Here is a 26041-nt window from a genome sequence, read left to right as displayed (position 1 = left end):
CCTGATCGGCCGCACGTCCCTGGCAAAAATAGCTTGTGAGTTTTTTGAAAACGAACCCTGGCTGCTACCAGAGGGTTTTCCTTATTTTTTCAATTCACTAGCCGGGATGTCGGGAGGCATCTCCAAAACCAATTGTGCGATCTGCGATCGCAACATAGAGGCAAGAGAATGGAAAGCCAAGTGGCATTTCTAGGTTCTTGTTCCCGGAAATCTGGCCTGCCGCAGGATATGTGTGGCGCCTTCGTCGATGTCGCGCACGATGGCTGCGCGGGCCCGCTCCCCGTCCTGAGCCTCGATCGCCGCGACGGCTTCCTCGTGATAGTCGATGTCGAGGATGGAGGCGAGGTCGTCCTCGAACCCCATGGCGAGGTTCCGCAGAAATGGGCCCACCTGCATCCATACGGTCTCGATCAGGAAGATCATCTGCTCGTTGCCGCAATGGCGATAGATCGAGAATTTGAAGTCGTAGTTTTTCCTGAGATAGTCGTCGATATTGCCCTTGCGGGCTGCCAGGGTCAGTTCGGTGCCGTGGCGTCGGATCGTCCGCAGATTGTTGCCGTTGATGAGTTTTGTCGCCAGCTCGGTTGCCGAGCCTTCGAGGATCGTCCGCACGGCGGTCAACTGCGAAAACCGTTCGGCCGAGATCACCGGCACCTCCACGCTGCCGTTGGGCATCGGGCTGAGCGCGCGCAATGCCTGAAGCCGCATGAAGGCGCTGCGCACCGGCATGTCGCTGGTGCCGAGTTCCTTGGCAAGCTTGCGTGAGGTCAGCTTCTGGCCAGGTACGAACTGGCCGGACATCAGCGCCCGCACGAGTTCCAGATAGACTTTCTCATGCAAGGGGACGGTGTCGACGGCGGTCAACCCGAATTGTGTTCTCTCGGCCATTGGCGGGTCGCTAATCTACGCAGCTGACGACATTCGCCGCTAGTAATTGTTATGCCGGCTGAACGCCGTGTGTGGGCCGTTGTCAGCGACTTTTGGGTCGGCATGATAGACGCATCGATCGCAGCGCCGCAAGGCACCGGCATGCACTCCTTGGTGCGTCCCGGGTTGAGGCCCATGACAAAGATGCGATCGGACAGACAGACGGCTTCCTCGGCATCGTGGGTGACGAGGATCACGGTCAAGCGATGCTGCTGCCAGATATGCATCAAGAGCTGCTGCATCCGGCCGGCCGGCTCCTTGCCGCCGCCAGGTGCGTCAGCAAATTCATCGTGATCCTGCCGACGTCGTTCATGGCACTTCCCGTCGGCAATGCGCCGCACCAGGCGACCGAACTCGCGCAGAAGATCAAGCCTCCTGACGAGAGATGGCGCAGCGTCATCTCCGCGCAACGGCGCGCGGCGCGCTCGCTGGCGCCGCCCTCATACCAGCGCGTCGCGTCATGGTCGAAGCTGTCCGGGAAGCCGGTTGCACGCGCAATGACTGCGGTATCGGGGGACGTGCCAAGATGTGGATCGGTGGCATCGACCTCATAGCCGGCCGCGCCGCCGAGCACGATGCCTTCATTGCCGAAGGTGTCGTCGGCGACGCCGTCGAACAGCCATGCTGCCGAAGGTTCATGGCTTTGCGGTGTGCGCGTGAAGGGGCGGGCGCCGTCGAAGCCCATCAGCGAGATGGCGACGCCGGTCAGCGAGAATTCGCCGCGCCCGCTGGCGCGAAGATGGCCACCCGGCTGGTTGGTGATCGACAGCGATTGTTCGGCGATCGGCCCATCCCAGGTGCGCGCCGCTTCGAGCGGCGAACGGCGCAGTTCCATGAGATCATCCTGGAACGCGACCTTGCCGGCAAAACCATTGCCGCCGAGATAGGCGATGCTGCCGCCTGCTGCCGCGAACTGGCGCAGGGCATGTTCCATTTCGATCGACATGTATTCCGGGTGGCTGCCGGTGACGACGGCCCGATACCCCTGCAGGCCGGCGAGACCCCGCTCATGCAGGTCGCGGTCGGTCATGAGATCGAAGGCGATGCCGTTGCTGTGGCAGAAGCGCAGCAAGTGCAGGTCGACCGGCAGATTGTGCGGGCAACCACACAGCGGGTAATTGTAGTCGTCGCGCAGCGTCGCCTTCGGCTTCCGGTAGGAGCAGATCGACACGCCGCTGAGGTCGCTGTGGTAGTCGTAGAGCGACTTCAGGTTGTTATCGATCGCAAAGTGATGGCCTCGATCCTCGCACATCCATTCGTACAGATGCGCGGGCAGGAATTCATCCGCGTAAGCGAGATAGGTGGCCGTCGGCACCAGGAACAACAGCGGTGAACACCGGAGGGACGAGGTGATGAAGAAGACGATGCGCTCCGATCCGCCGTCATGGCCAACCTCGAAGGCGTAGACGCCGGCGGCCGCCCCGGCGGGGACATGCAATTGGTATGAGGCTGGCCACTGCAACGATCCCATGTCGTCGTCGTGGCAATGCACGGCGTCGTAGTGCGACGGCACCAGCCTTGGATCGAAACTCGATCCGTCCCAGCGGCGTGAGGTCATGCAGAACGTCGGTTGGTTGACCGCTTCTAGCCAGAGGAAACGATCTCCGCCTGTCGAGGCGATCGGGCCGCTTGGCAGCAGGGTGGGGAACGTCCAGCCAATGCGTCCGCTCGTGGTTTGCAACACGATTGCCGAGAATTTGGAGTTGAGCGACCTGACATCGTTCGCCGCGCTCGCGCCGAAGAACGTGTCGTCCGACGGAGGCTGCCAGGGCAGATTGAATTGATGATGCAGGCGAAACGGAGCCAACAGGTCGTCCGAGTTGATCCGAAGGACTGTCCCACTGTCACCGGATGAAATCTCGACCGCCAGCCAGGTGTTTGCCGGCACGGTACCGCCCGTCTGATGCGCCTCCCCATGATGGATGAAAGTCAGCTTCCCGTCCTGCAGCTGTAGCCGCAACGGACCGCTCTCAAACAGCACCCGGACGCCGTCATTGCGGGTCAGATACACTTCAAAGGCGACGCCGCGGATCTCCGCGCCCTTGGCAAGTTCCGACGCCGCGATCTTCAGGCACGATCCTTGGTCGAAGTCGCGGTGGCACGCGGCATCCCCGGTCGGTTCAATGGGCCAATCCATGAATTCAGCCGCGGGCGTGTCGAGGCGTACGATCCGCACATCGCGCACTTGCCGCGACGACGAGACATGAAGGGCGACAGGCGTTCCGGCCGCTGCGTGCCAGGGAACCGTGTAACCTGAAACGGCCATGGCGCCGTGATCGACGGGATGTCTCATCTCGGCAAAAGTCCGCACCGCGATTCCGGTCGCTGCAATCCGTTGGATGGCAAATTCGACAATTCTCTCGTACCCCCTTTTTGAATCACACTACGGGCATCGTTTCCTGAGGGTATACCCCCATCGCGGCATGATTGCTGACAAAGTCCGTTTTTTGAGGGTCTCGCGCCGAGGAATGCCTGCGCTCGCGTGAGCCGGCGATCGTGTCGTTGCTGCGTGCCCATTGGTTCGCGCCCGAAACCCTGCCTGCGGTCGCCGATGCCGATCCTGGAGCGGGCAACCCAGTCAGGTTCCGGGGGCGCCGGGTCGTCCGGAAGCGGCGCCTGATCGCAGGATCGCCGGGGGCGGACGGTCTCGCGGCACGAGGTCGATCCCGTCATCACAAATCTTGACTTTTGCCGCACTTGCACGCGCGGCCGCTCTCTGGCTTTTTGGGGCACCCATCCGAGCGGACTGATTCGCCTCATACCGCTCGATTGCAATACCCCCCAAGGCAGTCTGCGGGTGGTCGTGAAGCGCGCAATTGGCAAAGGAGAAAGCGGCATGGCCGAGTTCAAGAAGCCCGAGATCTCCGAGATGAGACCCAAGATCACCGTGATCGGCGTTGGCGGCGGAGGTGGGAATGCCGTCAACAACATGATCGCGGAGCAGCTTCAGGGCACCGAGTTCATCGCCGCCAACACCGACGCCCAGGCGCTTGCGATGTCGAAGGCAACGAGGCTGATCCAGCTTGGTGCTCATGTCACCGAGGGGCTGGGTGCCGGATCGCTTCCCGAGATCGGCCGCGCCGCCGCCGAGGAATCGCTCGACGAGATCATGGACCATCTCCAGGGCACGCATATGTGTTTCGTCACCGCCGGCATGGGCGGCGGCACGGGAACCGGAGCCGCTCCGATCATCGCGCATGCGGCGCGCAAGGCCGGCATCCTGACCGTGGGTGTCGTCACCAAGCCATTCGCGTTCGAGGGCAAGCGGCGCATGCAGATGGCCGAGGAAGGCATCGCGCGGCTTCGCGAGAGCGCCGACACCGTAATCGTCATCCCGAACCAGAACCTGTTCAGGATCGCCGATGCCAAGACCACCTTTGCCGACGCTTTCGTCATCGCCGACCGGGTGCTTTATTCCGGTGTCGGCTGCATTACCGACCTGATCGTCAAGGAAGGCCTGATCAATCTCGACTTCGCCGACGTGAAATCGGTGATGCGGGGCATGGGCCGCGCCATGATGGGTACGGGCGAGGCGTCCGGCGAGAGCCGGGCCATCAAGGCAGCGGAAGCGGCAATCGCCAATCCGCTTCTGGATGAGGCTTCGATGAAGGGTGCAAAGGGCGTTCTGGTCTCGATATCGGGCGGCCGCGACATGACCCTGTTCGAGGTCGATGAAGCCGCCACCCGCATACGCGAAGAGGTCTACGAGGATGCCGACATCATCGTCGGCGCCATCTTCGACAAGAATTTGGAAGGCAAGTTCAGGGTGTCGGTCGTGGCGACCGGGCTCGATCGCCCGTTTGAGGCGGGGGACGCCAATGCCGAGTTCACGGGCGACCGTTCAGGCCAGGCGCCGTCGCGGATACTGCAGTAGGGCGCATTCGATCGGACGCCGTCCGGCAAAGCTCTGCCTCCGGGCATTGCCCGTAGCGTCCCGGGCGAGGGGCGAGGGGTGAGGGGGGCGCCGCATCAACGGTGGCAAAACGCGGCCCGTCTTCGCAGCGGCGTCATCGCGATTTGCGTGCTGAACAGCTTGGCCCCTGACCTTTGACAACGCAGTCAGCCTTATCGTGCAACGACCATGCGGCAATCGGATCTCCGCCCGAGCCGCAGCCTGGATCTGCATAGCTGCGCCCGTGCGCTTTCCTGCGCGAAGTATAAGCGCCTTCTCTCTTCTGGCTGCCCGCCGTCATTCCTGACTGGCGCTGCGCATACGACCGGCTGCCCTTCGCTCCCCACCCACGACTGTCGTTGAACAGCCCGGAGGCTGTTTCAAGCCTCTCGCATGGCTGGGCGCTTGACTCTGGGGGTGTCTTGTGAAAAATTTTGCACAAGCTGATAAAAATATCAAAGGGCGGAAATGGTCGGATTCGGCAACGGGCTCTTGCGCGACGATGAAACCAGCATGGCGGCGCGTGCCGCATGGCTTCATTACGCCGGCGGCCTGACCCAGTCCGAGGTTGCCAAGCGGCTTGGCCTGACCAGCCTCAAGGCCCATCGCCTGATCACCAAGGCCAACCAGGAAGGGCTGGTGAAGGTCTATATCGACGGCGAAGTGTCGGAATGCGTCGAGCTCGAGGACGAACTGTCCCGTCGCTACGGCCTCGACTATTGCGAGGTGGTTCCCGATTTCGATTCGGAAGATCTGCCGCTCAAGGCGCTCGGCATTGCCGGCGCGCAATTTCTCAAGCGCGAGATCGAACGCGGCGAGGAGGCACTGATCGGCGTCGGCCATGGCCGCACGCTGGCCGCTTGCGTGGAATATCTGCCGCGCACCTCGACCGACAAGATCCGCTTCGTCTCGCTGCTCGGCGGCCTGACGCGGAAATTCTCGGCCAACCCGCATGATGTCATCCACCGCCTCGCCGAACGCACAGGCGCCGAAGCCTACGTCATGCCGGTGCCGATGTTCGCCAACACGGCGGAGGATCGGCTCGTGCTGCTCGGGCAGAAGGGCATCAGCGAGGTCTTCGATCTCGCCAAATCGGCCGACCTGCTGCTTGCCGGCATCGGCACCGCCGAACGCGAGGCGTCGCTCGTCGCCACCGGCATGATCGAAAAGGGCGAGATGGAGGAGATCCGCCGCAACGGCGGCGTCGGCGAATTGCTCGGCCATTTCTTCGATGGCGCCGGCAACGCGGTGGCGACGACCGTTTCCAACCGGGCGCTGGCGCTGGCCAGGGAGGATATCAGCAATCGCCGGATTGTCGCCGTCGCCGGCGGCAAGGTGAAGGTTCGTGCCATCAAGTCGGTGCTGGAGGGCCGCTATCTCAGGGGCCTGATAACCGACGAGCGGACGGCGCGATCGCTCGTGGGAGAGACGCCGGTCGGGTAGCCGGCAACCGTTCAGTTGAAACTACCCTGTGGAGGAGAAGACGAAATGCATGAGAAAGAGAAAGACCTCATTGACGCCTTCCTGCGCGGACAAGTCGACCGTCGCGGGCTGATCAAGGGACTGGGTGCGATGGGCCTTGCCGCGGGTACCGCCGGCACGCTGCTCAATCTGGGCCAGACCCGAGCGCTTGCCGCGGACTTCGACTGGAAGGCGCACAAGGGCAAGACCATCAAGCTCTTGCTCAACAAGCATCCTTACGCCGACGCGATGATCGCCGATCTCGAGAACTTCAAGCAGCTGACCGGCATGAACGTCGTCTATGACGTGTTCCCGGAAGACGTCTATTTCGACAAGGTCACCGCCGCGCTGTCGGCGAGCTCGCCCGAATATGATGCCTTCATGACTGGCGCCTACATGACCTGGACCTATGGTCCGGCCGGCTGGATCACCGACCTCAACGAATGGATCAAGGACCCGGCCAAGACCAACCCGAACTATGCCTGGGACGACTTCCTGCCCGGCGTCAAGAATTCCTGCGCCTGGAATGGCAAGCCGGGCGGCGCGCTGGGTTCGGACGACGCCAAGCAGTGGTGCATTCCGTGGGGCTTCGAACAGAACAACATCACCTACAACAAGGCCATGTTCGACAAGGCCGGCGTCACCATTCCCGGCAACATGGACGAGATGGTTGCCGCGGCGGCCAAGCTCACCAAGGATGTCGGTGGCGGCGTCTACGGCATCGGCGTGCGTGGCTCGCGCTCCTGGGCGACGATCCATCCCGGCTTCCTGTCGGCCTACGCCAATTTTGACCAGAAGGACCTCAATGTCTCGGCTGACGGCAAATTGTCGGCCGCGATGAACACCGCCGAGTCCAAGGCTTTCCACAAGCAGTGGGTTCAGATGATCCAGGAGAGCGGCCCCAAGGACTGGTCGACCTACACCTGGTATCAGGTCGGCACCGATCTCGGCGCCGGCGCCTCGGCGATGATCTTCGACGCCGATATCCTCGGCTACTTCATGAATGGCGGCGACAACAAGATGGCGGGCAAGCTCGCCTTTGCAAGCTTCAAGGCCAATCCGGCAGCCAAGGCGGCGACGCCCAACATCTGGATCTGGTCGCTGGCAATGTCCAACTTCTCGAAGGACAAGGACGCAACCTGGTACTTCATGCAATGGGCCTCCGGTCCGGAGCACGGGCTGTTCGGCGCCACCAAGATGGACTTCGTCAATCCGGTCCGCCAGTCGGTCTGGAAGGACGAGATGTTCCGCGACAAGCTGAACAAGAGCTATCCGGGCTATGTCGAGATGTTCGACGCCTCGGCGCCGGGCGCCAGCATCAAGTTCACGGCGCAGCCGCTGTTCTTCGATCTCACCACCGAATGGGCGGCGACGCTGCAGAAGATGGTGGCCAAGGAAGTGCCGGTCGACGAGGGCCTCGACAAGCTGGCCGAGAGCATCGACGGCCAGCTCAAGGAAGCCGGCCTCGGCTAGGCCAAGGCCCAGGGACTGGCTCGCCGAGGCCGGCCAGTCCCGACCCGACTTTCACGTCTGCGACGCGGCGCCTGGAGCATCGGACCCAAAAGTGGAATCCGGTTTTGGGAAAAACCGATGCTCGAAAAAAGCGCCGCCAATTCGCCCACCGGCCGCCTGGCTCCCTTGGGCGGCCGGCCGGGCGAAGCAACAGGATCATGGAGCAGCGGATGACTGCCGCAACAACACAAAGGGCCGGGCCGTCCGGCTTCAGGATCAGCAAGAGGGTCTTGCCCTACGTGCTCAGCCTGCCGGCCTTGCTGGTCTGCATCGGCATCCTCATCCCGTTCCTGACCTCGGTCGTCTATTCGTTCCAGCGCTACCGTCTGAGCCAGCCCTGGGCGCGGCAGTTCAACTGGGGAGACAACTACATCTCCTTCTTCACCGACCCGAAGTTCTGGAACACGCTCAAGGTCTCGCTGCTCTATGCGGGAACCACGGTCGTGCTGGAGCTGCTTCTCGGTCTCGCCATCGCCATGCTGCTGCAGAAGCGCTCGACGCTGAACAATTTCATCTCGATCATGCTGTTGATGCCGCTGATGACGGCGCCGGCGCTGGCCGCGCTGATGTGGAAGCTGATGACCAATCCCGGCTTCGGCGTGCTGAGCTATCTCGCCAGCCTGATCGGGCTGCAGGATTTCCGCTGGGCCTCGTCGCCGTCGACGGCTCTCTTCACCGTCGTGCTCGTCGACATCTGGGTCTACACGCCCTTCATCATGATCCTCTTGTTGGCCGGCCTGCGCAGCCTGCCGACGCAGCCTTTCGAGGCCGCGGCACTCGATGGCGTGCCGAGAAGCTTCGTGTTCTTCCGCATCACCTTGCCGATGCTGACGCCCTACATACTGACGGCGACGCTGTTCCGCCTGCTCGACTCCATCCAGCAGTTCGACATCATCTACGCGATGACTCAAGGGGGGCCTGGCGATACGCTGACCGTGTTCCAGGTCGAGGCCTATCTCAACTTCTTCCAGTCGACCAATGTCGGCCGCTCGGCGGCGCTGATGATCATCCTGTGGGCGATCACCTATTTCCTCTCCAACATCTTCATCAAGAACTGGCTGCGGCTGCGCGAACGCGCCCGCGGCCAGGCATAGGAGGCGGACATGGAACACACTTCCTTGCTCGAACGCATCCTGCGCGGCGTGGCACTGACCCTGGTCGTGGTCTTCTTCATGTTCCCGATCGCCTGGATCTTCATGATGTCGTTCCAGACCAACGAGACCATCCTGCGCATTCCGCCGCAGTTGATCTTCGAGCCGACGCTGGCCAACTATACCGCGCTCATTACCGGCAAGCTGGTGACGGCGGCCGGCACGCTCGACATCGCCTTCATGCGCAACCTGTGGAATTCGGTGTTCCTGTCGGTCACCTCGGTTGCCGTCTCCCTGCTGCTCGGCGTCCCGGCGGCCTACGCCTTCGCGCGGCACAAGTTCCGCGGTTCGGAGGATATCGCCTTCACGCTGCTGTCGTTCAAGTTCGCGCCGGCGCTGCTGGTGCTCCTGCCGCTCACCCTCTATTTCCAGAAGCTTGGATTGGCCAACACCTATATCGGGCTGATCTGGGTCTACCAGCTGATCTGCCTGCCGCTGATCCTGTGGATCGTGCGCGGCTATTTCGAGGACATTCCGGCCGACATCGAATATGCCTATCGTATCGGCGGCCATTCCTGGTTCGCCACCTTCCGCAAGATCGCGCTGCCGCTTGCCGGCCCGGGCATCGCCGCCGCCGGCCTGCTCGCCTTCATCTTTGCCTGGAACAACTTCGTCTTCGCGCTGGTGTTGGCCTCGGCCGACAAGCAGCCAGTGACGGTCGGAGCGCTGGCTTTCATCACCTCCTCGGGCATCCAGTATGGCCAGATTTCGGCGGCCATCGTGTTGTCGATCACGCCGACGCTGGCGCTCGCCCTTTATGCGCAGCGCTATCTCGTCGAAGGTCTGTCGCTCGGCGCGGTGAAAGGATAGAAATGGCCAGCCTCGAACTCAGAAACGTCGTCAAGCGCTACAAGAGCCAGACCGTTCTCGACAATCTGTCCCTGACCGTCGCCGACGGCGAGACCCTTGTCCTGTTCGGCCCCTCCGGTGCCGGCAAGACCGTGCTGCTGCGGCTTGTCGCCGGGGTCATCGATCCGGATGAAGGCAAGATATTCATCGGCGGTGACGACATGACCGATGTCGACGCGGAATTCCGCGGCATCGGCATGGCCTTCCAGAATTTCGCTTTGTTCCCGCATATGACCGCGTTCGACAACATCGCGACGCCGCTGGAAGCCAAGCGATCATCGCAAAGCGTGATCAAGGCCGGCGTCGAGAGCGTCGCCAAGCTGTTGAAGATCGCCCATGTGCTCAGCCACAAGCCGCGCGCGCTTTCCAACGGCCAGAAGCAGCGCACGGCACTTGCCCGCGCGCTGGTCGGCTCGCCGCCGCTTCTCCTGCTCGACGATCCCTTGCGCAATGTCGACGCCAAGCTGCGCTTCGAGATGCGCCTCGAACTGCCGAGGCTGCTCGCCGATCGCGGCGCCACCGTCGTCTACGTCACCCAGGACTACAAGGAAGCCATGGCGCTCGGCGACCGCATCGCGGTGATGTCGCAAGGCGTCATCAGGCAGCTCGGCACGCCCGAGCAGATCTACCGCGAGCCTGCCAATATCGAGATCGCGCGGCTGTTCGGCGATCCCACCATCAACCTGCTCGACGTCAAGCCCGCGCGGGATACCAGGGGGATTTATGTCGGCCTGTCCAACGTCCAGGTCCATCTGGCCGGTGCCTACGAGACGGCGGTCGGCCGCGACTGTGTGATCGGCCTGCGGCCGGAAGCGTTGAGCTTCGTCGAGGAGGGTGCGCCCGGCGCCATTCCCGTGACGGTCGAGGCCGAGACGCCGCTCAACGAAAAGATCGTCACGCTTGTGCGCACGGTGCGCGGCCGTGAAATCCTGGTCTCGCGCCCGGCCGGAACGCCGGGCCGCAGCGAGGGCAAGGCCCACATCTCCGTCGACGGCAAGAGCGCCTTGCTGTTCGACCACGCGAGCGGCGAGCGCATCGGTTCCAAGAACGTCGTCATTTTGCGCAACGGAGAAGCGGCATGAGCCCGAGCGCACTCACCATAACCGGCGTCGACAAGTTCTACGGCCCGATCGACAGGGGCGTTCACGCCGTCAAGAACCTGACGATGGAAATCGGCAAGGGCGAGATCGTGGCGCTGCTCGGCTCGTCGGGCTGCGGCAAGACCTCGACGCTGCGCATGATCGCGGGCTTCGAGGAGGTCTCGCGCGGCGCGATCTCGGTCGGCGGCCGCCAGGTTCACACCTTGTCGCCGGTCAGGCGCAACGTGGCGATGGCGTTCGAGGGCTATTCGCTCTATCCGCCGTTGACCGTGCGCGAGAACATGGCGTTCGCGCTCAAGGCGGCAAGGTTGCCAAAGAGCGAGGTCGACGCCAAGGTCGCCAGCATCGCCAAACTGCTCGAGATCGAGGACATACTGGAGCGCTATCCCAGCTCCATCTCCGGCGGCCAGCAGCAGCGCGCCAGCCTCGGCCGGGCGCTGATCCGGGAGGCGGATCTGCACCTGCTGGACGAGCCGATGGGGCAGCTCGAACCGCAGCTGCGCGCTGTGTTGCGCGGCCGCATCAAGCACTTCATCAAGGAGCGCGGCCTGACCGCGATCCTGGTCACCCACGACCAGACCGAGGCCAACGCGCTTGCCGACCGCATCGCGGTGATGGAGGGCGGCGTGCTGCAGCAGTTCGACACATCAGACAGGATCAAGGAGCGCCCGGCGAACCTGTTCACCGGCACCTTTGTCGGTGAGCCGCCGATGAACGTTTTCGAGGCCTATGTCGGCGCGACCGCCGGACGCATCAACCTGCGGCTGCCGGATGGACTGTCGCTCGACTACGACAAGGACGCTTTCAGCGCTCCGGTTCGCGACCAGCTGCTCAGCCGCGAACGGGTCGTCATCGGCATCAGGCCCTACGCCGTGCGGCGCTCGAAGGAGGGTGTTCCGGCCAGGGTCTCGGCCAATCAGTGGCTCGGCGACCAGACCCACATAGCGGCGGACTTTGCCGGCGGCTCGCTGGTTCTGGTCGAACATGACCGCACCCGCCTGGACCTGGGTGCGCCCATCAATGTCAGCATCGATCCGAAGAACCTGCACGTCTTCGACCAGGCGAGCGGCAAGGCTATCTCGCACGGCATGGAGCTTGCGTGATGCGGGATGTCCTGATCGGCCTCGACGCCGGCACCTCGGTCATCAAGTCCATCGCCTTCGACACCGCTGGCCGGCAGATTGCCGCCGCCTCGCTGCCGAACCACTATGAGACGCTGCCGGGCGGTGGCGCCGAACAGGATTTGGCGCGCACATGGAGCGATGCCGCCGCGACCTTGCGCCAGCTCGCCGACAAGGTGCCCGATCTCGCCAACCGAACCGTCGCGATCGCGGTCACCGGGCAAGGCGACGGCACCTGGCTGATCGACGGCAAGGGTGAACCGGTCGCCAAGGGCTGGCTCTGGCTCGACGCGCGCGCCGCTGCTGTCGTCGAGGAAATCCGCGCGCGGCCGGAGGACCGGCTCCGCTTCGAAAGGACCGGCACCGGGCTTGCCGCCTGCCAGCAGGGCTCGCAGTTTGTGTTCATGAAGCGCAACATGCCTGCGATGTTGGCCAAGGCCGCGACGGCCTTCCATTGCAAGGACTGGCTCTATTTCAAACTGACCGGCGAACGCGCAACCGATCCGTCGGAGGGAACCTTCACCTTCGGCGATTTCCACACCCGCGACTATTGCGACGACGTGCTCGACGTACTTGATGTCGCCGATCTCAGGCATCTGCTGCCGCCGATCGTCGACGGCACCAGGCATAGCACCGGCCTGTCGCAAGCAGCGGCCGACGCCACCGGGATGCTCGCCGGCACTCCGGTGGTGCTGGGCTATGTCGACGTCGTCTGCACCGCGCTCGGCGCCGGCCTGCTGGACCGCAAGCGCAAGCCCGGCTGCTCGATCATCGGCTCCACCGGCATGCATATGCGGCTGGCCGAAACCCCGGACGACGTGCAGCTCAACCAGGCGGCAACCGGCTACACGATGGCGATGCCGGCGCCTGGCGTGTTCGCGCAGATGCAGTCGAACATGGCGGCAACGCTCAACATCGACTGGGTGCTTGGGCTGGCCTCCGGAATTCTCGCCTCGCAAGGCATCACCCGCAGCAATGGCGAGATGATCGCGCTGGTCGACACCTGGATCGCGGCCTCGCAGCCGGCTTCGCTGCTCTATCAGCCCTACGTGTCGGAGGCCGGCGAGCGCGGTCCGTTCGTCGATGCGAATGCCAGGGCGGGGTTCGTCGGCATTTCCTCACGGCACGGCTATGCCGACCTCGTCCGCGCCGTCTTCGAGGGGCTGGCCTTCGCGGCGCGCGATTGCTACGCGGCCATGGGGCCGCTGCCGCGTGAAGTTCGCCTGACTGGCGGCGCCGCCCGGAGCCCGGCGCTGCGCAAGATCCTTGGTGCCGCGGTCGGCGCCGACATTCGCACGAGCGAGCGCGAGGAGGCCGGTGCCGCGGGAGCGGCGATGATCGCCGCGGTCTGCGTCGGCCAATACGCATCGATGGATGATTGCGTCGGCGAATGGGTGACGCCCCTGCTGGGCGAGGCGGAGCCAAGCGACCGGAGCCTCGCCGCGATCTACGACAAGATGACCCCATCCTACATGTTGGCGCACGAGGCGCTGCGGCCGGTCTGGCGCGCCATGGCTGCAGCGAAGGCAAATTGAGAAGTCGAGTATGCCCAGGAAAATAGCGATCATTGGCGACCATTTCATGCTTCCGGATGTGTTTCGCGCCGAAATCGAGAAGGCCGCGAGCGGCGGCCTAGACATCCGCACGCTGCAGACGGCATGGCCCGACGAGCCGATGGAATTCGGCAATGCGGCGCTCGGCCTCGACAAGATCAAGGAGTATTTCGGCCATCCCGACGAGATCGTCGATTTCATCGGCGATGCCGAAATCCTCGTCACCCAGCTTGCTCCGCTATCGGACGGCATGATGCGGCGCCTGCCGGCGCTCAAGCTGGTCGCGGTATCGCGCGGCGGCCCGATCAACATCGACATGGGCGCTGCCAGGACCCACGGCATCACCGTGGTCAATGTGCCTGGCCGCAACGCGACTGCCGTGGCCGAGTTCACCATCGGCGCCATCCTTGCCGAGACGCGGCTGATCCGGGTCGGCCACGAGGCCTTGCGCAAGGGAGAATGGCGCGGCGATCTCTACCGTGCCGACCGCACCGGCCGCGAACTCAACGAAATGACCGTCGGCGTCATCGGCTATGGCAATATCGGCACGAAAGTGGTCCGTCTGCTGCGCGCCTTCGGCTGCCACGTCCTCGTTTGCGACCCCTATGTGCAGTTGAGCGCCGACGACCGCAATGCCGGCGTCGAGCTGGTCGCGCTGGACGATCTCCTGTCCCGTTCCGATGTGGTCACGCTGCATCCCCGGGTGACCGAGGAGACACGCGGCATGATCGGCAAGGACACCATCGCGCGGATGAAGCCGGGGGCTATTCTCATCAACACGGCGCGGGGACCGCTGGTCGACTATGACGCGCTCTACGAGGCGCTTGTTTCGGGGCAGATCGCCAGCGCCATGCTGGAGACCTTCGCGGTCGAGCCCGTGCCCGCCGAATGGCCCTTGCTGCAGCTTCCCAACGTGACGTTGACGCCGCATATAGCCGGCGCCTCGGTGCGCACCGTGACCTATGCCGCCGAGCAGGCCGCCGAAGAGGTGCGCCGCTATATCGCCGGCCTGCCTCCGGTCAATCCGTGCTGAAGGCGGCGGCCATGACCCACAAATTCGGCATCGAGGCCACGGCGGGATGAACGGCGGCTCTGAAATCGTCGACCTCTTTGTCGTCGGTGGCGGCATCAACGGTGCGGGCATCGCACGCGATGCCGCCGGGCGCGGGCTTTCCGTCATCCTGTGCGAAAAGGACGATCTGGCCGAAGGCACCAGTTCGAGATCGGGCAAGCTCGTCCATGGTGGCCTGCGCTATCTCGAATATTACGAATTCCGCCTGGTGCGCGAGGCGTTGATTGAGCGCGAGGTGCTGCTGGAATCGGCGCCGCACATCATCTGGCCAATGCGCTTCGTGCTGCCGCACAGCCCGGATGACCGGCCGGCATGGCTGGTCCGGCTCGGCCTGTTCCTCTACGACCATCTCGGCGGCCGCAAGCGGCTGCCGCCGACCCGCACCCTGAACCTGCACACCGCGCCCGAGGGCGCGCCGATCAAGGACGCCTTCAAGCGCGGTTTCGAATATTCCGACTGCTGGGTCGACGATGCCCGCCTTGTGCTGATCAACGCACTTGATGCGCGCGAGCGTGGCGCCAGCATATTCACCCGAACCGCCTGCACCGCGGCCCGCCGCGAAAATGGCCTGTGGTCAGTCGAAACGCACGACATCCGCACCGGCGTCAGGACGACGGTGCGGGCACGCGCCCTGGTCAATGCAGCCGGTCCCTGGGTCAACGACATCATCAATCGCGTGGCGGGCCAGAACTCCAAGCGCAACGTCAGACTGGTTAAGGGCAGCCATATCGTCGTGCCCAAATTCTGGGAAGGCCGCCATGCCTATCTCGTCCAGAACAGTGACAAGCGTGTCATCTTCATCAATCCCTACCAGAACGATCTGGCGCTGATCGGCACCACCGACATTCCCTATGATGGCAGGCCCGAAGACGTCGCGGCGGACGTGAGCGAGATCGATTACCTGATCAAGGTGGTCAACCGCTACTTCAAGCGCGGGCTCGTGCGGGACGATGTCGTCTACAGCTTTTCCGGCGTCAGGCCGCTCTATGACGACAATGCCGACAACCCGAGCGCGGTGACCCGCGACTACATCTTCGAGCTCGACGCGCCATCTGGAGCGGCGCCGCTGCTCTCCGTGTTCGGGGGCAAGATCACCACCTTTCGCAAACTGGCCGAGCATGCGCTGGACAGGGTCGCTCCGTTCTTTCCCCGGATGGGCAAGCCCTGGACAGCGAAGGCGCATCTGCCTGGCGGCGACATCGCCAACGCCGATTTCGACCGGTTTCTCGGCGACCTCGGGCGCGAGTATCCATGGATGCCGGCATCGCTGATCGATCACTACGGGCGGCTTTACGGGACCAGGACACGTCTTGTGGTCGGCAACGCCAGATCGCTCGCCGAACTGGGGCGACGCTTCGGCACGGATTTCTTCGAGCGCGAGGCGAGCTACCTGTTCGAACAGGAATGGGCGATGACATCAGCCGATATTCTCGAACGGCGCACCAAGCACGGCCTGCATCTTTCCACTGACGAAAGGTCGGCTTTCGAGGACTGGTGCGCAAGCCGGCTGGCGAGGGCGGGCTGATGGCGGGCTTCGATTCCGGCTCCACGGAATTCCGGATGTTGCGCTCCTTTTCCGCCAGCATCGGCGCCGATCCGTTGCTGGTCCAGGGCGCCGGCGGCAACACCTCCATCAAGCAGGATGGCGTATTGTGGATCAAGGCTTCCGGCACCTGGCTGATGAACGCGTTGACCGGCGACATCATGGTGCCGGTCGCGCTGGAGCCGCTGCTCGACGCTTTGGCGCATCGCAGCGACGCCGCCGAGAAGGCCGGGCTGTTCACGCTGGAGGAACTCAATCCCCGGCGGCTGCGGCCTTCCATCGAGACGACGGTGCATGCGCTCATGCGGCAGAAGATCGTTGTCCATGTCCATTGTGTCGAGACGATCTCGATCGCCGTCCAGGCCAATGCGGAGGCCTTGCTGGAAGAGCGCCTGCGCGGTCTTGATTGGGCATTCGTGCCTTATCGAAGGCCGGGCCTGCCGCTGGCGCAGGCCATAGCGGAGCGCCTGAAGCCCGCGACCAACGTACTCGTGCTCGGCAATCACGGGCTGGTGGTCGCGGCGGACACGGTTGGCGAAGCAGCTTTGCTGCTGCAGCGGGTCACCGGATTGCTCGCCCGCGCGCCACGGCCGGCCTCGGCGCCCGACATCGACGCGCTGCTCAGGCTTGCCATCGGCAGCGACTACCGGCTTCCCGCCTCGATTGCGGCGCATAGCGTTGCGACCGATCTCGCCAGTTGCCGGATCGCCGCTTCGGGCAGCCTCTACCCGGATCATGTGATCTTCCTTGGGGTCGGATCGACGATCGCCGGTCCGGACGAGAATGCAGCGGCCGTCGTCGCCCGGAGCGCCGTCGCTCCCACGTCCATTCTGTTTCCAGGCAAGGGCATCCTGATGCGCCGCGACGCCAATGCCGGTGCCGAAGCAATGGCGCGATGCCTGGCCGATGTCGCAGCGCGCGTCGATGGCTCGGTGCGCCTCAATTATCTGAGCCCGAAGGACAATGCCGAGCTCCTGAACTGGGACGCCGAAAAATATCGCCAGGAACTCAACCGCACCGGGGTGACGCTGCAATGACGGCATTCGTCGCCTCGATCCCACGGCAGTGTTGAGAAGGGGAGCGGTCTTGGCGTTTACGCTCTCCCTCAACACCAATCCGCTGGTCAACCGCTTTGCCGAGCCGGACGATCTGATCGACACCATAGCCTATGATATCGGCATCAGGGACGTGCAGCTTACCCATGAGTTCATCAATCCCGGTTGGCCGGCGGCGACGATCTCGAAGTTCGTGCGCCTGTTCCGCGGCGCGCTGGATCGTACCGGCGTACGCGTCACCTCGGGCATGACCGGCCCCTATGGCCGGCTCAACCATTTCGGCCATCCCGACGCCGACGTGCGCCGCTACTATGTCGACTGGTTCAAGACCTTTGCCGGCATCTCGGCCGAACTCGGCGCCAGCGGCATGGGCACGCAATTCGCCATCTTCACCCACCGGGACTATGACGACCCTGAGCGCCGCGCACGGCTGTTCGACATCGCGCTGGAATGCTGGCGCGAGGTCGCCGCCCACGCCAGCGCGGCCGGCCTGACCTACCTGTTCTGGGAGCCGATGTCGGTCGGCCGCGAATTCGGCCACACCATCGAAAACTGCCGGGCGCTGCAGAATGCGATCGACGCGGCGGGGATGGCGATCCCGCTGGAGATGATGGTCGACATCGATCATGGCGACGTGACCTCCAGCAACCCGGATGACATCGACCCCTATGCCTGGGCCGAAGCCTTTCCCAGGCGGTCGCCGATCATCCATATCAAGCAGTCGTCGATGAACAAGGGCGGCCATTGGCCGTTCATTGCCGCCCACAACAGGGATGGCCGCATAACGCCGGAAAAGTTTCTCGAGACGGTGCGGCGCGGCGGCGGCACCGATAACGAGATCTGCCTCGAACTGTCGTTTCGCGAGCGCGAGCCGGTCGACCATCAGGTCGTCGCCATGATCCGCGAGTCGGTCGACTACTGGGCGCCCTTCATCGAAACCGGCAGGTCGAACCTATCGCTGCGGACAAAGTAAAACGGGCAGGAGCCGATGCGGCTCCTGCCCGTGGAACACGGCCGGATTTCGAGCCGGCGGAACTCAGCCGAATTTCGGATCGAGACTGCCCGACTTGTAGCGCTTGGCCATCTCCGAGACCGGCAGCGGCTTGATCTTCGGCGCGTTGCCGGCGGTGCCGAACTGCTCGAAGCGTTCCTTGCACAGCTTCCGCATCGCCGCCATGGCCGGCGTGAGGTACTTGCGCGGGTCGAACTCGCTCGGGTTCTCGGTCAGCACCTTGCGGATCGCGCCGGTCAGCGCCATGCGGTTGTCGGTGTCGATGTTGATCTTGCGCACGCCATGCTTGATGCCGCGCTGGATCTCTTCCACCGGCACGCCCCAGGTCGGCTTCATCTGGCCGCCATATTTGTTGATGATCTCCTGCAGATCCTCAGGCACCGAGGACGAGCCGTGCATGACCAGATGCATGTTCGGCAGGCGGCGGTGGATCTCTTCGATGACATTCATCGCCAGTACCGCGCCGTCCGGCTTGCGCGAGAACTTGTAGGCACCGTGGCTGGTGCCCATGGCCACCGCCAGCGCATCGACATGCGTATCGCGCACGAACTGTTCGGCCTGAACGGGATCGGTCAGCAACTGGTCGTGGCTGACGGCGCCTTCGACGCCGTGGCCGTCTTCCTGCTCGCCGCCGCCCATTTCGAGCGAACCGAGCACGCCGATCTCGCCTTCCACCGACACGCCGCCCCAATGCGCCATGTCGACGACGCGCTTGGTGATGCCGGAATTGTAGGAATAGTCCGCCGGCGTCTTGCCGTCTTCCTTGAGCGATCCGTCCATCATGACAGAGGTGAAGCCGTGCTGGATCGCGGTGACGCAGGTGGCTTCGTTGTTGCCATGGTCGAGATGCATGCAGACCGGGATATCGGGATGGATTTCGACCAGCGCGTCGATCAGCTTGGCCAGCACCACGTCATTGGCATAGGCGCGCGCGCCGCGGCTCGCCTGCAGGATGACAGGCGATTTGGTCTCCTCCGCCGCCTCCATGATGGCAAGGCCCTGTTCCATGTTGTTCATGTTGAAGGCGGGCACGCCATAGCCGTATTCGGCGGCGTGATCGAGCAATTGTCTCAGTGTGATGCGAGCCAACGATTAGTCTCCCGTATCTGGTTTCAAGCCTGTGGTTGCGGACTGTCCGCGCATCGTTCAGCCCACCGATGCTTCTGGCCGGATTTCCGGACAACCGCAACCGTCAGAGGGCGCCCCGATAGCAATTCTTGTTACAGCGCCGCCATGAAAACGAAACGAATATCCCAAGTGAATAACGCATTATCACAAATTCTTTGATGTGAATGAGCCGTTTGGTGTTATATTGCAGGCCACGCGAGGCCTTGCCCGGCCCGCGCGAGGAAGCCAAGGAATGAAGAGCGACAGCCGCCGGCAAGGCATCATGGATTTTCTGATGGACGCCGGAACAGCGAGCGTCGACGACCTTGCATCGCGCTTCGGCGTGTCGAGGATGACCGTGCACCGCGACCTCGACGAGCTTGAGGAGAGCGGCTTCCTGCGCAAGGTGCGCGGCGGTGCCTCGATCCAGCCCAGCGGCCTGTTCGAAAGCGATTTCCGCTACCGGCAGAAGCAGGCGACCGAGGAAAAGCAACGCCTGGCGGCAGCAGCGGTGGCGATGATCGAACCCGGCCAGACGGTGATCATCGATGATGGCTCGACGGCGGGTGGCATTGCCGGCCGTCTCTCGGATTTGCGCCCGCTGACCGTGATCACCAACAATCTGGCCGTCATCGAGGAACTGTCTGGCGTCGGCGGGATCACCCTCATCGCGCTTGGCGGCCTCTACAGCAAGAAATTCCACGGCTTCTTCGGCCTGCTTGCCGAGGACACGCTGAAATCGCTGCGCGCCGATGTCGCCTTCCTGTCGTCATCCGCCATCCACGGCGCTTCCGCCTTCCACCAGGACCAGGAAGTGGTCCAGACCAAGCGCCTGATGATGGCCGCCGCTGCCCGCAAATATCTGCTGGTCGATCACGGCAAGTTCGGCCGCACGGCCCTGCATTTCCTCACTGGCCTCAAGGCGTTCGACGCGGTCTTCACCGGTCGTGAGCTCGAGCCCGGACTGCGCGAGGCGCTGGATGCCGCAGGCGTCTCGCTGACATTGGTCGACAAACACTAGGGAGTACGCGTGGTTTACTGGGTTGGCACAAGTTGGAAGATGAACAAGACGCTTGCCGAGGCGCTGGCGTTCGCCGAGATATTGGCCGGGTTCATCCCCGGTTTCGACGATCGCATCCAGCCTTTCGTCATCCCGCCCTTCACGGCGGTCCGCGAAGTCAGGCAGGCGCTGTCGCGGACGCGGATCAAGGTCGGCGCCCAAAACATGCACTGGGCCGATGCCGGCGCCTGGACCGGCGAAATCTCGCCGGTGATGCTGAGGGACTGCGGCCTCGATATGGTCGAGCTCGGCCACAGCGAACGGCGCGAGCACTTTGGCGAGACCGACCATACCGTCGGCCTCAAGACCGCCGCGGCGGTGAAGCACGGGCTGGTGCCGCTCGTCTGCGTCGGTGAGACATTGGCGGAACGCGAGAGTGGGCAGGCCGATGCGGTGCTGACGGCGCAGGTGCGGGGTGCGCTGCAATTCCTCGAAGGCGAGGCGAAGGGCGCGAAGCTCCTGTTAGCCTACGAGCCGGTCTGGGCGATCGGCGACAAGGGCATTCCGGCCAGCTCCGACTATGCCGATAAACAGCAGGCGTTGATCAAGACCATTGCAGGCGATCTGCTGCCGTCCGTGCCGCCGGTACTCTATGGCGGCAGCGTCAATCCCGGCAATGCCGCCGAGCTGATCGGGCAGCCCAATGTCGACGGCTTGTTCATCGGCCGCTCCGCCTGGCAGGCGGAAGGCTACATCGACATACTCAAGCGCGCCTCGGCGGCGATCTGAACCAATCGAGATATCATTCAGTCAAGGAAGGACACGACCATGAAAATAGCCATTGGAGCCGACAGCGCCGGCAAACCGCTGCTCGATGTCATCGCCGCGCATCTCGCCACCAAGCCCGGCATCACCGTCAGCGATCTGAGCCAGGCCGGCTACTATGCCGACCTGTCGCAGAATCTCGCCCAGACGATCGTCGAGGGCAAGAACGATCGCGGCATCCTGTTCTGCGGCACCGGAATCGGTGTTTCCATCTCGGCCAACAAGGTTCCCGGCATTCGCGCCGCGCTCACCCACGACACCTATTCGGCCGAGCGCGCGGCGAAATCCAACAACGCCCAGATCATCACCATGGGCGCCCGCGTCATCGGGCCGGAACTGGCCAAGGCGATCGTCGATACGTGGCTTGCTTCCGAGTTCGACGAGAAGGGGCCATCGGCCGGCAATGTTCAGGCCATCGACAGGCTGGATGCGGCAAAGCGCTAGCTCAAGCTCCTGCGTATCGCCGCGATGACCGTCACGGCCGACGCCGCGCCAGGATCGATGTGGCCGAGCGACCGTTCGCCGAGCCGCGACGAGCGGCCCTTCTGCGCGATCATGTCCTTGGTCGCCTCCGCGCCGCGTTCGGCCGCGGCGAGTGCTGCTTCGAGACTTTCGGACAGCGTCTTGCCGGCTGCATTGGCCGCGGCCGCCGCTTCGGCCGCCGGCTGCCAGGCATCGACCATCGTCTTTTCGCCAGGTTCCGCCTTGCCGCGATCCTTGATGCCTTGTGCCATGGCCTGGAACAGGGCGTTGAAGTCCGCATCCGCAAGCGTCGTCTTGCCCTTGACGGTGGAAGCCGCTCGCATGAAGGCCGTCGCGTAGAGCGGTCCTGACGAGGCGCCGACGGCATTGAGGAAAGATTTCGCCGCCGTGTTGAGCAGCGCCGTCGGCTCGGTCGTCGCAAGGTCAAGCGATGCCATTGCATCGCGCACCGCGTCGAAGCCGAGCGCCATCGCTATGCCGTGGTCGGCGTCGCCAATGACGCCGTCGAGTTGGCAGAGCCGGTCCTTGTCGGCCTCTATCGCCACAGCAATGGCGTCGAACATTCTTTTCAGGTCAGCGGCGTCGATGGTCACGGGATCGCTCTTTCATCAGCCAGCACGGAACATGGCGCAGTCGCAGGGGTGGTCGAGCATGGTCTGCAGCTCGTCGTCGAGATGCATCAGTGTCACCGAGGCACCGGCCATTTCCAGCGACGTGCAGTAATTGCCGATCCAGGTCGCGTGGATGGAAACGCCGATCGCGTCGAGCCTCTGCTTGACCCGGCGGTTCATGATGTAGAGCTCCATCAGCGGCGTCGAGCCGAGCGAGTTGACCAGCACCGCGACCTTGTCGCCACGCGAAGGCGCCATCTCGGCGAAAATCTTGTCCAGCATCTCGTCGGTGATGGCGTCGGCGGTACCGAGCTTGCCGCGCGCGATGCCGGGTTCGCCATGGATGCCCATGCCGATCTCCATTTCGTCGGCACCGATCTCGAAATTCGGCCGCCGCGTCTGCGGCAGCGAGCAGGGCGACAGCGCCACGCCCATGGTGAAGGTGTGGTCGTTGGCCTTGCGCGCGATACGCTCGCATTCGTCGAAGGAGAGCATCCGGTCGCAGGCGGCACCCGCCGCCTTGAAGATGAAGAAATTGCCGGCGACGCCGCGGCGCTTGTGCCGCTGGTCGCGCGGTGCCGAGGCGACGTCGTCGGTGGTCAGCACCGTGCGCACCTCGATGTCGTCCATCGCGGCCATCTCGGCCGCCATGTCGAAGTTCATCACGTCGCCGGCATAGTTGCCGTACATGAACAGCACGCCGGCGCCACCGCTGACCGCCTTGGCGCATTCGAGGATCGGATCTGGCGGCGGCGAGGCGAAGACATTGCCGATGGCCGCCGCGTCCGCCAGTCCCTTGCCGACAAAGCCGAGGAAGGTCGGCTCATGGCCCGAGCCGCCGCCGATGACCAGCCCGACCTTGCCGGGCCGCGGGCCGTCGCGGGCTATGATCGAGCGCGGGCTGCCGTCCGTGCTTTTGAGATGGCGGGGATGCGCGGCGAGGATCCCTTCGAGCATCTCGTCGACGGCGCGGTTGCCGTCATTGATGATCTTCTTGGTCTGCACCGGCATCCTCCCGATTTCGGCATTTTCCGAGATACTACAGGCTGTTACCGGGATTTCCACCCGGCGAAGTGTATTTCAGGCCACAAGGTGTTCCCGCGCGGCCAGGATCTGCACACAGGCATTGGCAGCTTCCTTGCCCTTGACGATGAAGTGCTCGAAGAAGAAGCGGTGATGCTCCGCGCTGTCGTGGTAATTATGCGGCGTGAGCACCGCCGAAAGCACCGGCACGCCCGTCGACAGCTGCACGTTCATCATGCCGTCGATCACCGCGCTGGCGACGAACTCATGCCGGTAGATGCCGCCGTTGACGACAAAGGCCGCACCCAGAATTGCGGCATAGCGGCCGGTCTGCGCCAAGGTCTTGGCGTGCAGCGGGATCTCGTAGGCGCCCGGCACATCGAAGACATCGACGGTGAAGCGCCCGTCGCCAAGCGCGGAAAGCTCCGCCTCGAAGGCTTGCACGCACTGGTCGACGATATCGGCATGCCAGCGCGCGCGAATGACGGCGATGCGGGTCGTTTCATAGTCTTTATGGGAATGCTGATTCATGGGTCCATCCTTCCGTTTCGAACCAGAATCAGGACGCACGATACAAAATCCGGCCCACCAAGGCGGGCCGTCTTTCGTTCGTTCTCTTCCATCCGGACTATACCGTCGGCTCCGGAATCACACCGGATCTGCTGACCTTTCCGAATTTGTCGGAAAGCGCTCGCGGGCTTGGGTCGAGACCCTTACCGCCGGTGGGGACTTTCACCCCGCCCTGAGAACTTTAACGCCGTTTGTATGGAAGGGCAGGGCGCCGCTGTCAACCGGACGAAAGGCTGATGCCGATCACGACCAAGGTGTGTCGAGATTCAGGTCAGGCCGAGTCGAAAACGGTGGGTTCCGAGAACCGGAGCGGAGCGTACTTAAGGTACGTGAGCACCGGAAGCGCAGGAAACTGCCGTTTGCAGGCCGGCGTCACCTGAATATCAACATACCTTAACGCGGGCGCCATGCCGCCGCCGAAGCGGCAACCAGCATCAGCAATGCCGCAACCGCCGCGCAGGTCGCAAAACCGAAGGTCGAATAGAGCGGTCCGAAGGCGGTGGTGCCGACAAAGACCGCCAGATAGGTCACCGCGCTGTTCAGGCCCATGATCGTGCCGCGTCGCGACGAGTCGAGTGCCGACAGGCGCATCACCAGGACGTTCAGTCCGAAATGGTTGGCGAGGCCCCAGACCGCCACCATGGCTATGGTCGTGCCGAAGCTGTCGCTGGTCGCGGCGAGCGCGACATAGACGACGGCGACCAGAAGATAGGCGAACGGCATGACGCGCCGCGCGCCCAGCCGATCGATCACGCCGTCGAGGAGAGCAGCCGTGCCGAAGCCGACGCCATAGGCGAGCGCCGCCCACCCGTTGGCGCTCACTGGCCTCCCCAATCCACTGTGAAGGTGATCGCCGAGATAGCCATAGACACCATAGAAGGCGGTCATGAAGGCGGCACAGGCGATGAGCAGCGGCACGATGCCGGGAATGCCGAGCGCGGCCAGCGGCGTCGGTGCGGGGCCGCTTTTCCTGACGTCGCTCAGTGACGACAGCGTGAGACCGGCCAATGCAAGCGTCGCGAGGAGCGCCACGGCCGCGAAAACCGCACGCCAATGCACGAGATCGGCAAGCACGGCCGACAGCGAAACACCGGCGACCATGCTCAAGGTCCAGCCGGTCAAAACGACGCCGATGGTGCCGCTTTCGCGTCCAGGCGGGGCGATCGCCGCCGAACTCGCATAGATCGCCGGCATGGCAATACCGGCGGCGATGCCGGCGAGCAGTTGCGCCGCGACAAGCATCGTCACCGTCGGCGCCGCGGCACTTGCGACGAGTGCGATCGCCAGCAGCAGCAAGGCGCCCTGCAGCATCCGGCGTGCGCCGATCCGGTCGATGTAGCGCGCCAGGAACAGGGCGCTCGCGGAGGTCCCGAGGCCGAACACGGCGGACGCGATCATGACGGCCGGCACGCTTGTCGCGAACGACGAGGCCACGGCTGGCGCTATCGGGCCAAGGACGAGGGAGTTCGAGCCGATCACGGCGATGCATCCGGTCAGCAGATAGGCGAGGGCCGGGATGGGCGCCCTGACGTTCGCGGCCAACGTTGCTGCTTGATCACTGTTCGACATATGACCATAATGACCGCATTGAATTCTGCGGCAACCAGGAATCCCGATATGGATGAAGAAACAGATGACATTCCGCGGAACAAGCCGGCGGCCCGCGACGTCGACGCGATCGACCGAAAGATATTAGGCGTTCTGGTCGACGATGCGACGGTCAGCTATGCCGAACTTGGCGATCGTGTTGGCCTTTCACCGCCAGCCGCCCATGAGCGCGTCAAGCGCCTTCGACGCAGCGGCGCCATCCGAAACACCGCCGTCATCATCGATCCCAAGGCGGTGAAGAAGCCGTTGCTCGCCTTTGTCCATATCGACACCAGAGGCTGGGGAAAGACACCGGAACTGATGGCGGTCTCGGAGTACCCCGAGGTCGAGGAGATCCACACCGTCGCGGGTGACACCTGCATGTTGCTGAAGGTCCGCACCGAGGACACAAGAGCGCTCGAAGGGCTCCTGGCGCGCCTCTACGAGACGCCGGGGGTCACCTCGACGCGCAGCTATGTGGTTCTGTCGACCTATCTCGAGCGGCCGGTGCAGCCCGGCGTCACCGCCAACTGGCCGACGCCCAAGCACATGGCCGAGCCTCTGTACTAAAGGGCGGTACGGAGCCA

24 protein-coding genes and 1 riboswitch are annotated in these 26041 nt (G+C 63.8%); of the genes, 16 read left to right on the top strand and 8 right to left on the bottom strand.

Annotation, left to right across the window (positions count from 1 at the left end):
* Positions 1-189 precede the first annotated feature (189 nt).
* Genes AC56QP_RS07615 through AC56QP_RS07605 form a run of 3 tightly spaced genes read right to left on the bottom strand, consistent with a single transcriptional unit; the run spans position 190 to position 3220 of the window.
* Entirely contained in the window at positions 190-888 is a 699-nt protein-coding gene (locus AC56QP_RS07615) for a GntR family transcriptional regulator (protein WP_489860266.1), read from the bottom strand.
* Positions 861-1169 carry a hypothetical protein gene (locus AC56QP_RS07610; protein ID WP_489860267.1) on the bottom strand — a complete coding sequence of 103 codons (309 nt, stop codon included), beginning with the start codon at positions 1167-1169 and terminating at the stop codon, positions 861-863. The genes AC56QP_RS07615 and AC56QP_RS07610 overlap by 28 nt, the downstream gene beginning before the upstream one ends.
* Positions 1154-3220, bottom strand: a complete 2067-nt coding sequence (locus tag AC56QP_RS07605; protein ID WP_489860268.1) for a N,N-dimethylformamidase beta subunit family domain-containing protein — start codon at positions 3218-3220, stop codon at positions 1154-1156. Before AC56QP_RS07605 ends, AC56QP_RS07610 begins: the two co-directional genes overlap by 16 nt.
* A 543-nt stretch (positions 3221-3763) precedes the next feature.
* Here AC56QP_RS07605 and ftsZ point away from each other — a divergent pair.
* The 12 genes from ftsZ to AC56QP_RS07545 all read left to right on the top strand — a co-directional run bounded on the left by ftsZ (position 3764) and on the right by AC56QP_RS07545 (position 18209).
* Positions 3764-4801, top strand: coding sequence for a cell division protein FtsZ (gene ftsZ, locus AC56QP_RS07600; protein WP_256749924.1), 1038 nt, complete (start codon positions 3764-3766; stop codon positions 4799-4801).
* 486 nt (positions 4802-5287) lie between these two features.
* On the top strand, positions 5288-6262 hold the full coding sequence (locus AC56QP_RS07595) for a sugar-binding transcriptional regulator (RefSeq protein ID WP_489860269.1): 975 nt from the start codon (positions 5288-5290) through the stop codon (positions 6260-6262).
* A gap of 45 nt (positions 6263-6307) precedes the next feature.
* On the top strand, positions 6308-7753 hold the full coding sequence (locus tag AC56QP_RS07590; protein WP_256749922.1) for an ABC transporter substrate-binding protein: 1446 nt from the start codon (positions 6308-6310) through the stop codon (positions 7751-7753).
* Positions 7754-7962: 209 nt separating this feature from the next.
* Positions 7963-8886, top strand: coding sequence for a carbohydrate ABC transporter permease (locus AC56QP_RS07585; protein WP_091576905.1), 924 nt, complete (start codon positions 7963-7965; stop codon positions 8884-8886).
* Positions 8887-8895: 9 nt separating this feature from the next.
* Positions 8896-9753, top strand: coding sequence for a carbohydrate ABC transporter permease (locus AC56QP_RS07580; RefSeq protein WP_091576604.1), 858 nt, complete (start codon positions 8896-8898; stop codon positions 9751-9753).
* 2 nt (positions 9754-9755) lie between these two features.
* Positions 9756-10874 (top strand): ABC transporter ATP-binding protein, encoded by a 1119-nt coding sequence (locus AC56QP_RS07575; protein ID WP_497100621.1) that lies wholly within the window; start codon positions 9756-9758, stop codon positions 10872-10874.
* Complete coding sequence (locus AC56QP_RS07570; protein ID WP_489860270.1) at positions 10871-11995, top strand: ABC transporter ATP-binding protein; 1125 nt, start codon at positions 10871-10873, stop codon at positions 11993-11995. The genes AC56QP_RS07575 and AC56QP_RS07570 overlap by 4 nt, the downstream gene beginning before the upstream one ends.
* The gene (locus AC56QP_RS07565; RefSeq protein ID WP_489860271.1) at positions 11995-13548 is read left to right on the top strand and encodes an FGGY-family carbohydrate kinase; all 1554 of its coding nucleotides are present in this window, start codon (positions 11995-11997) and stop codon (positions 13546-13548) included. The genes AC56QP_RS07570 and AC56QP_RS07565 overlap by 1 nt, the downstream gene beginning before the upstream one ends.
* Positions 13549-13558: 10 nt before the next feature.
* Positions 13559-14599, top strand: a complete 1041-nt coding sequence (locus AC56QP_RS07560; RefSeq protein ID WP_489860272.1) for a 2-hydroxyacid dehydrogenase — start codon at positions 13559-13561, stop codon at positions 14597-14599.
* Positions 14600-14645: 46 nt separating this feature from the next.
* Positions 14646-16163 carry a glycerol-3-phosphate dehydrogenase gene (locus tag AC56QP_RS07555; protein ID WP_489860273.1) on the top strand — a complete coding sequence of 506 codons (1518 nt, stop codon included), beginning with the start codon at positions 14646-14648 and terminating at the stop codon, positions 16161-16163.
* A complete protein-coding gene (locus tag AC56QP_RS07550; protein WP_489860274.1) occupies positions 16133-17218 on the top strand; it encodes a class II aldolase/adducin family protein in 1086 nt (361 codons plus the stop codon). Before AC56QP_RS07555 ends, AC56QP_RS07550 begins: the two co-directional genes overlap by 31 nt.
* A 49-nt stretch (positions 17219-17267) precedes the next feature.
* Positions 17268-18209 (top strand): sugar phosphate isomerase/epimerase family protein, encoded by a 942-nt coding sequence (locus tag AC56QP_RS07545; protein ID WP_489860275.1) that lies wholly within the window; start codon positions 17268-17270, stop codon positions 18207-18209.
* A 63-nt stretch (positions 18210-18272) separates the two neighbouring features.
* Here AC56QP_RS07545 and fba read toward each other — a convergent pair whose 3' ends face one another.
* Complete coding sequence (gene fba / locus AC56QP_RS07540; RefSeq protein ID WP_489860276.1) at positions 18273-19337, bottom strand: class II fructose-bisphosphate aldolase; 1065 nt, start codon at positions 19335-19337, stop codon at positions 18273-18275.
* Between the two features lie 271 nt (positions 19338-19608).
* Between fba and AC56QP_RS07535 the strand changes: the two genes are divergently transcribed.
* Genes AC56QP_RS07535 through derI form a run of 3 tightly spaced genes read left to right on the top strand, consistent with a single transcriptional unit; the run spans position 19609 to position 21624 of the window.
* Positions 19609-20376, top strand: a complete 768-nt coding sequence (locus AC56QP_RS07535; protein WP_489860277.1) for a DeoR/GlpR family DNA-binding transcription regulator — start codon at positions 19609-19611, stop codon at positions 20374-20376.
* 39 nt (positions 20377-20415) lie between these two features.
* Positions 20416-21144: a triose-phosphate isomerase gene (locus AC56QP_RS07530; protein ID WP_489863659.1), complete on the top strand. Its 729-nt coding sequence runs from the start codon at positions 20416-20418 to the stop codon at positions 21142-21144.
* Between the two features lie 39 nt (positions 21145-21183).
* Positions 21184-21624, top strand: a complete 441-nt coding sequence (gene derI / locus AC56QP_RS07525; RefSeq protein ID WP_489860278.1) for a D-erythrulose-4-phosphate isomerase — start codon at positions 21184-21186, stop codon at positions 21622-21624.
* Here derI and dhaL read toward each other — a convergent pair.
* The 4 genes from dhaL to AC56QP_RS07505 form a co-directional block, all read right to left on the bottom strand.
* Positions 21621-22256 (bottom strand): dihydroxyacetone kinase subunit DhaL, encoded by a 636-nt coding sequence (gene dhaL, locus AC56QP_RS07520; RefSeq protein ID WP_489860279.1) that lies wholly within the window; start codon positions 22254-22256, stop codon positions 21621-21623. The two genes, derI and dhaL, sit on opposite strands and share 4 nt — an antisense overlap.
* A gap of 15 nt (positions 22257-22271) precedes the next feature.
* Positions 22272-23279, bottom strand: a complete 1008-nt coding sequence (locus AC56QP_RS07515; RefSeq protein ID WP_489860280.1) for a dihydroxyacetone kinase subunit DhaK — start codon at positions 23277-23279, stop codon at positions 22272-22274.
* A 75-nt stretch (positions 23280-23354) separates the two neighbouring features.
* Positions 23355-23828 carry a 6,7-dimethyl-8-ribityllumazine synthase gene (locus AC56QP_RS07510; protein ID WP_489860281.1) on the bottom strand — a complete coding sequence of 158 codons (474 nt, stop codon included), beginning with the start codon at positions 23826-23828 and terminating at the stop codon, positions 23355-23357.
* Between the two features lie 76 nt (positions 23829-23904).
* A riboswitch (FMN riboswitch) is annotated at positions 23905-24051 on the bottom strand.
* A gap of 209 nt (positions 24052-24260) precedes the next feature.
* Positions 24261-25436, bottom strand: a complete 1176-nt coding sequence (locus AC56QP_RS07505; RefSeq protein ID WP_489860282.1) for an MFS transporter — start codon at positions 25434-25436, stop codon at positions 24261-24263.
* A 48-nt stretch (positions 25437-25484) separates the two neighbouring features.
* Between AC56QP_RS07505 and AC56QP_RS07500 the strand changes: the two genes are divergently transcribed.
* Positions 25485-26024: an Lrp/AsnC family transcriptional regulator gene (locus tag AC56QP_RS07500; protein WP_489860283.1), complete on the top strand. Its 540-nt coding sequence runs from the start codon at positions 25485-25487 to the stop codon at positions 26022-26024.
* Positions 26025-26041: the final 17 nt, after the last annotated feature.

The organism is Mesorhizobium sp. RCAM 05104, from assembly GCF_059683645.1.
This window is presented reverse-complemented; position numbering and strand designations above follow the sequence as displayed.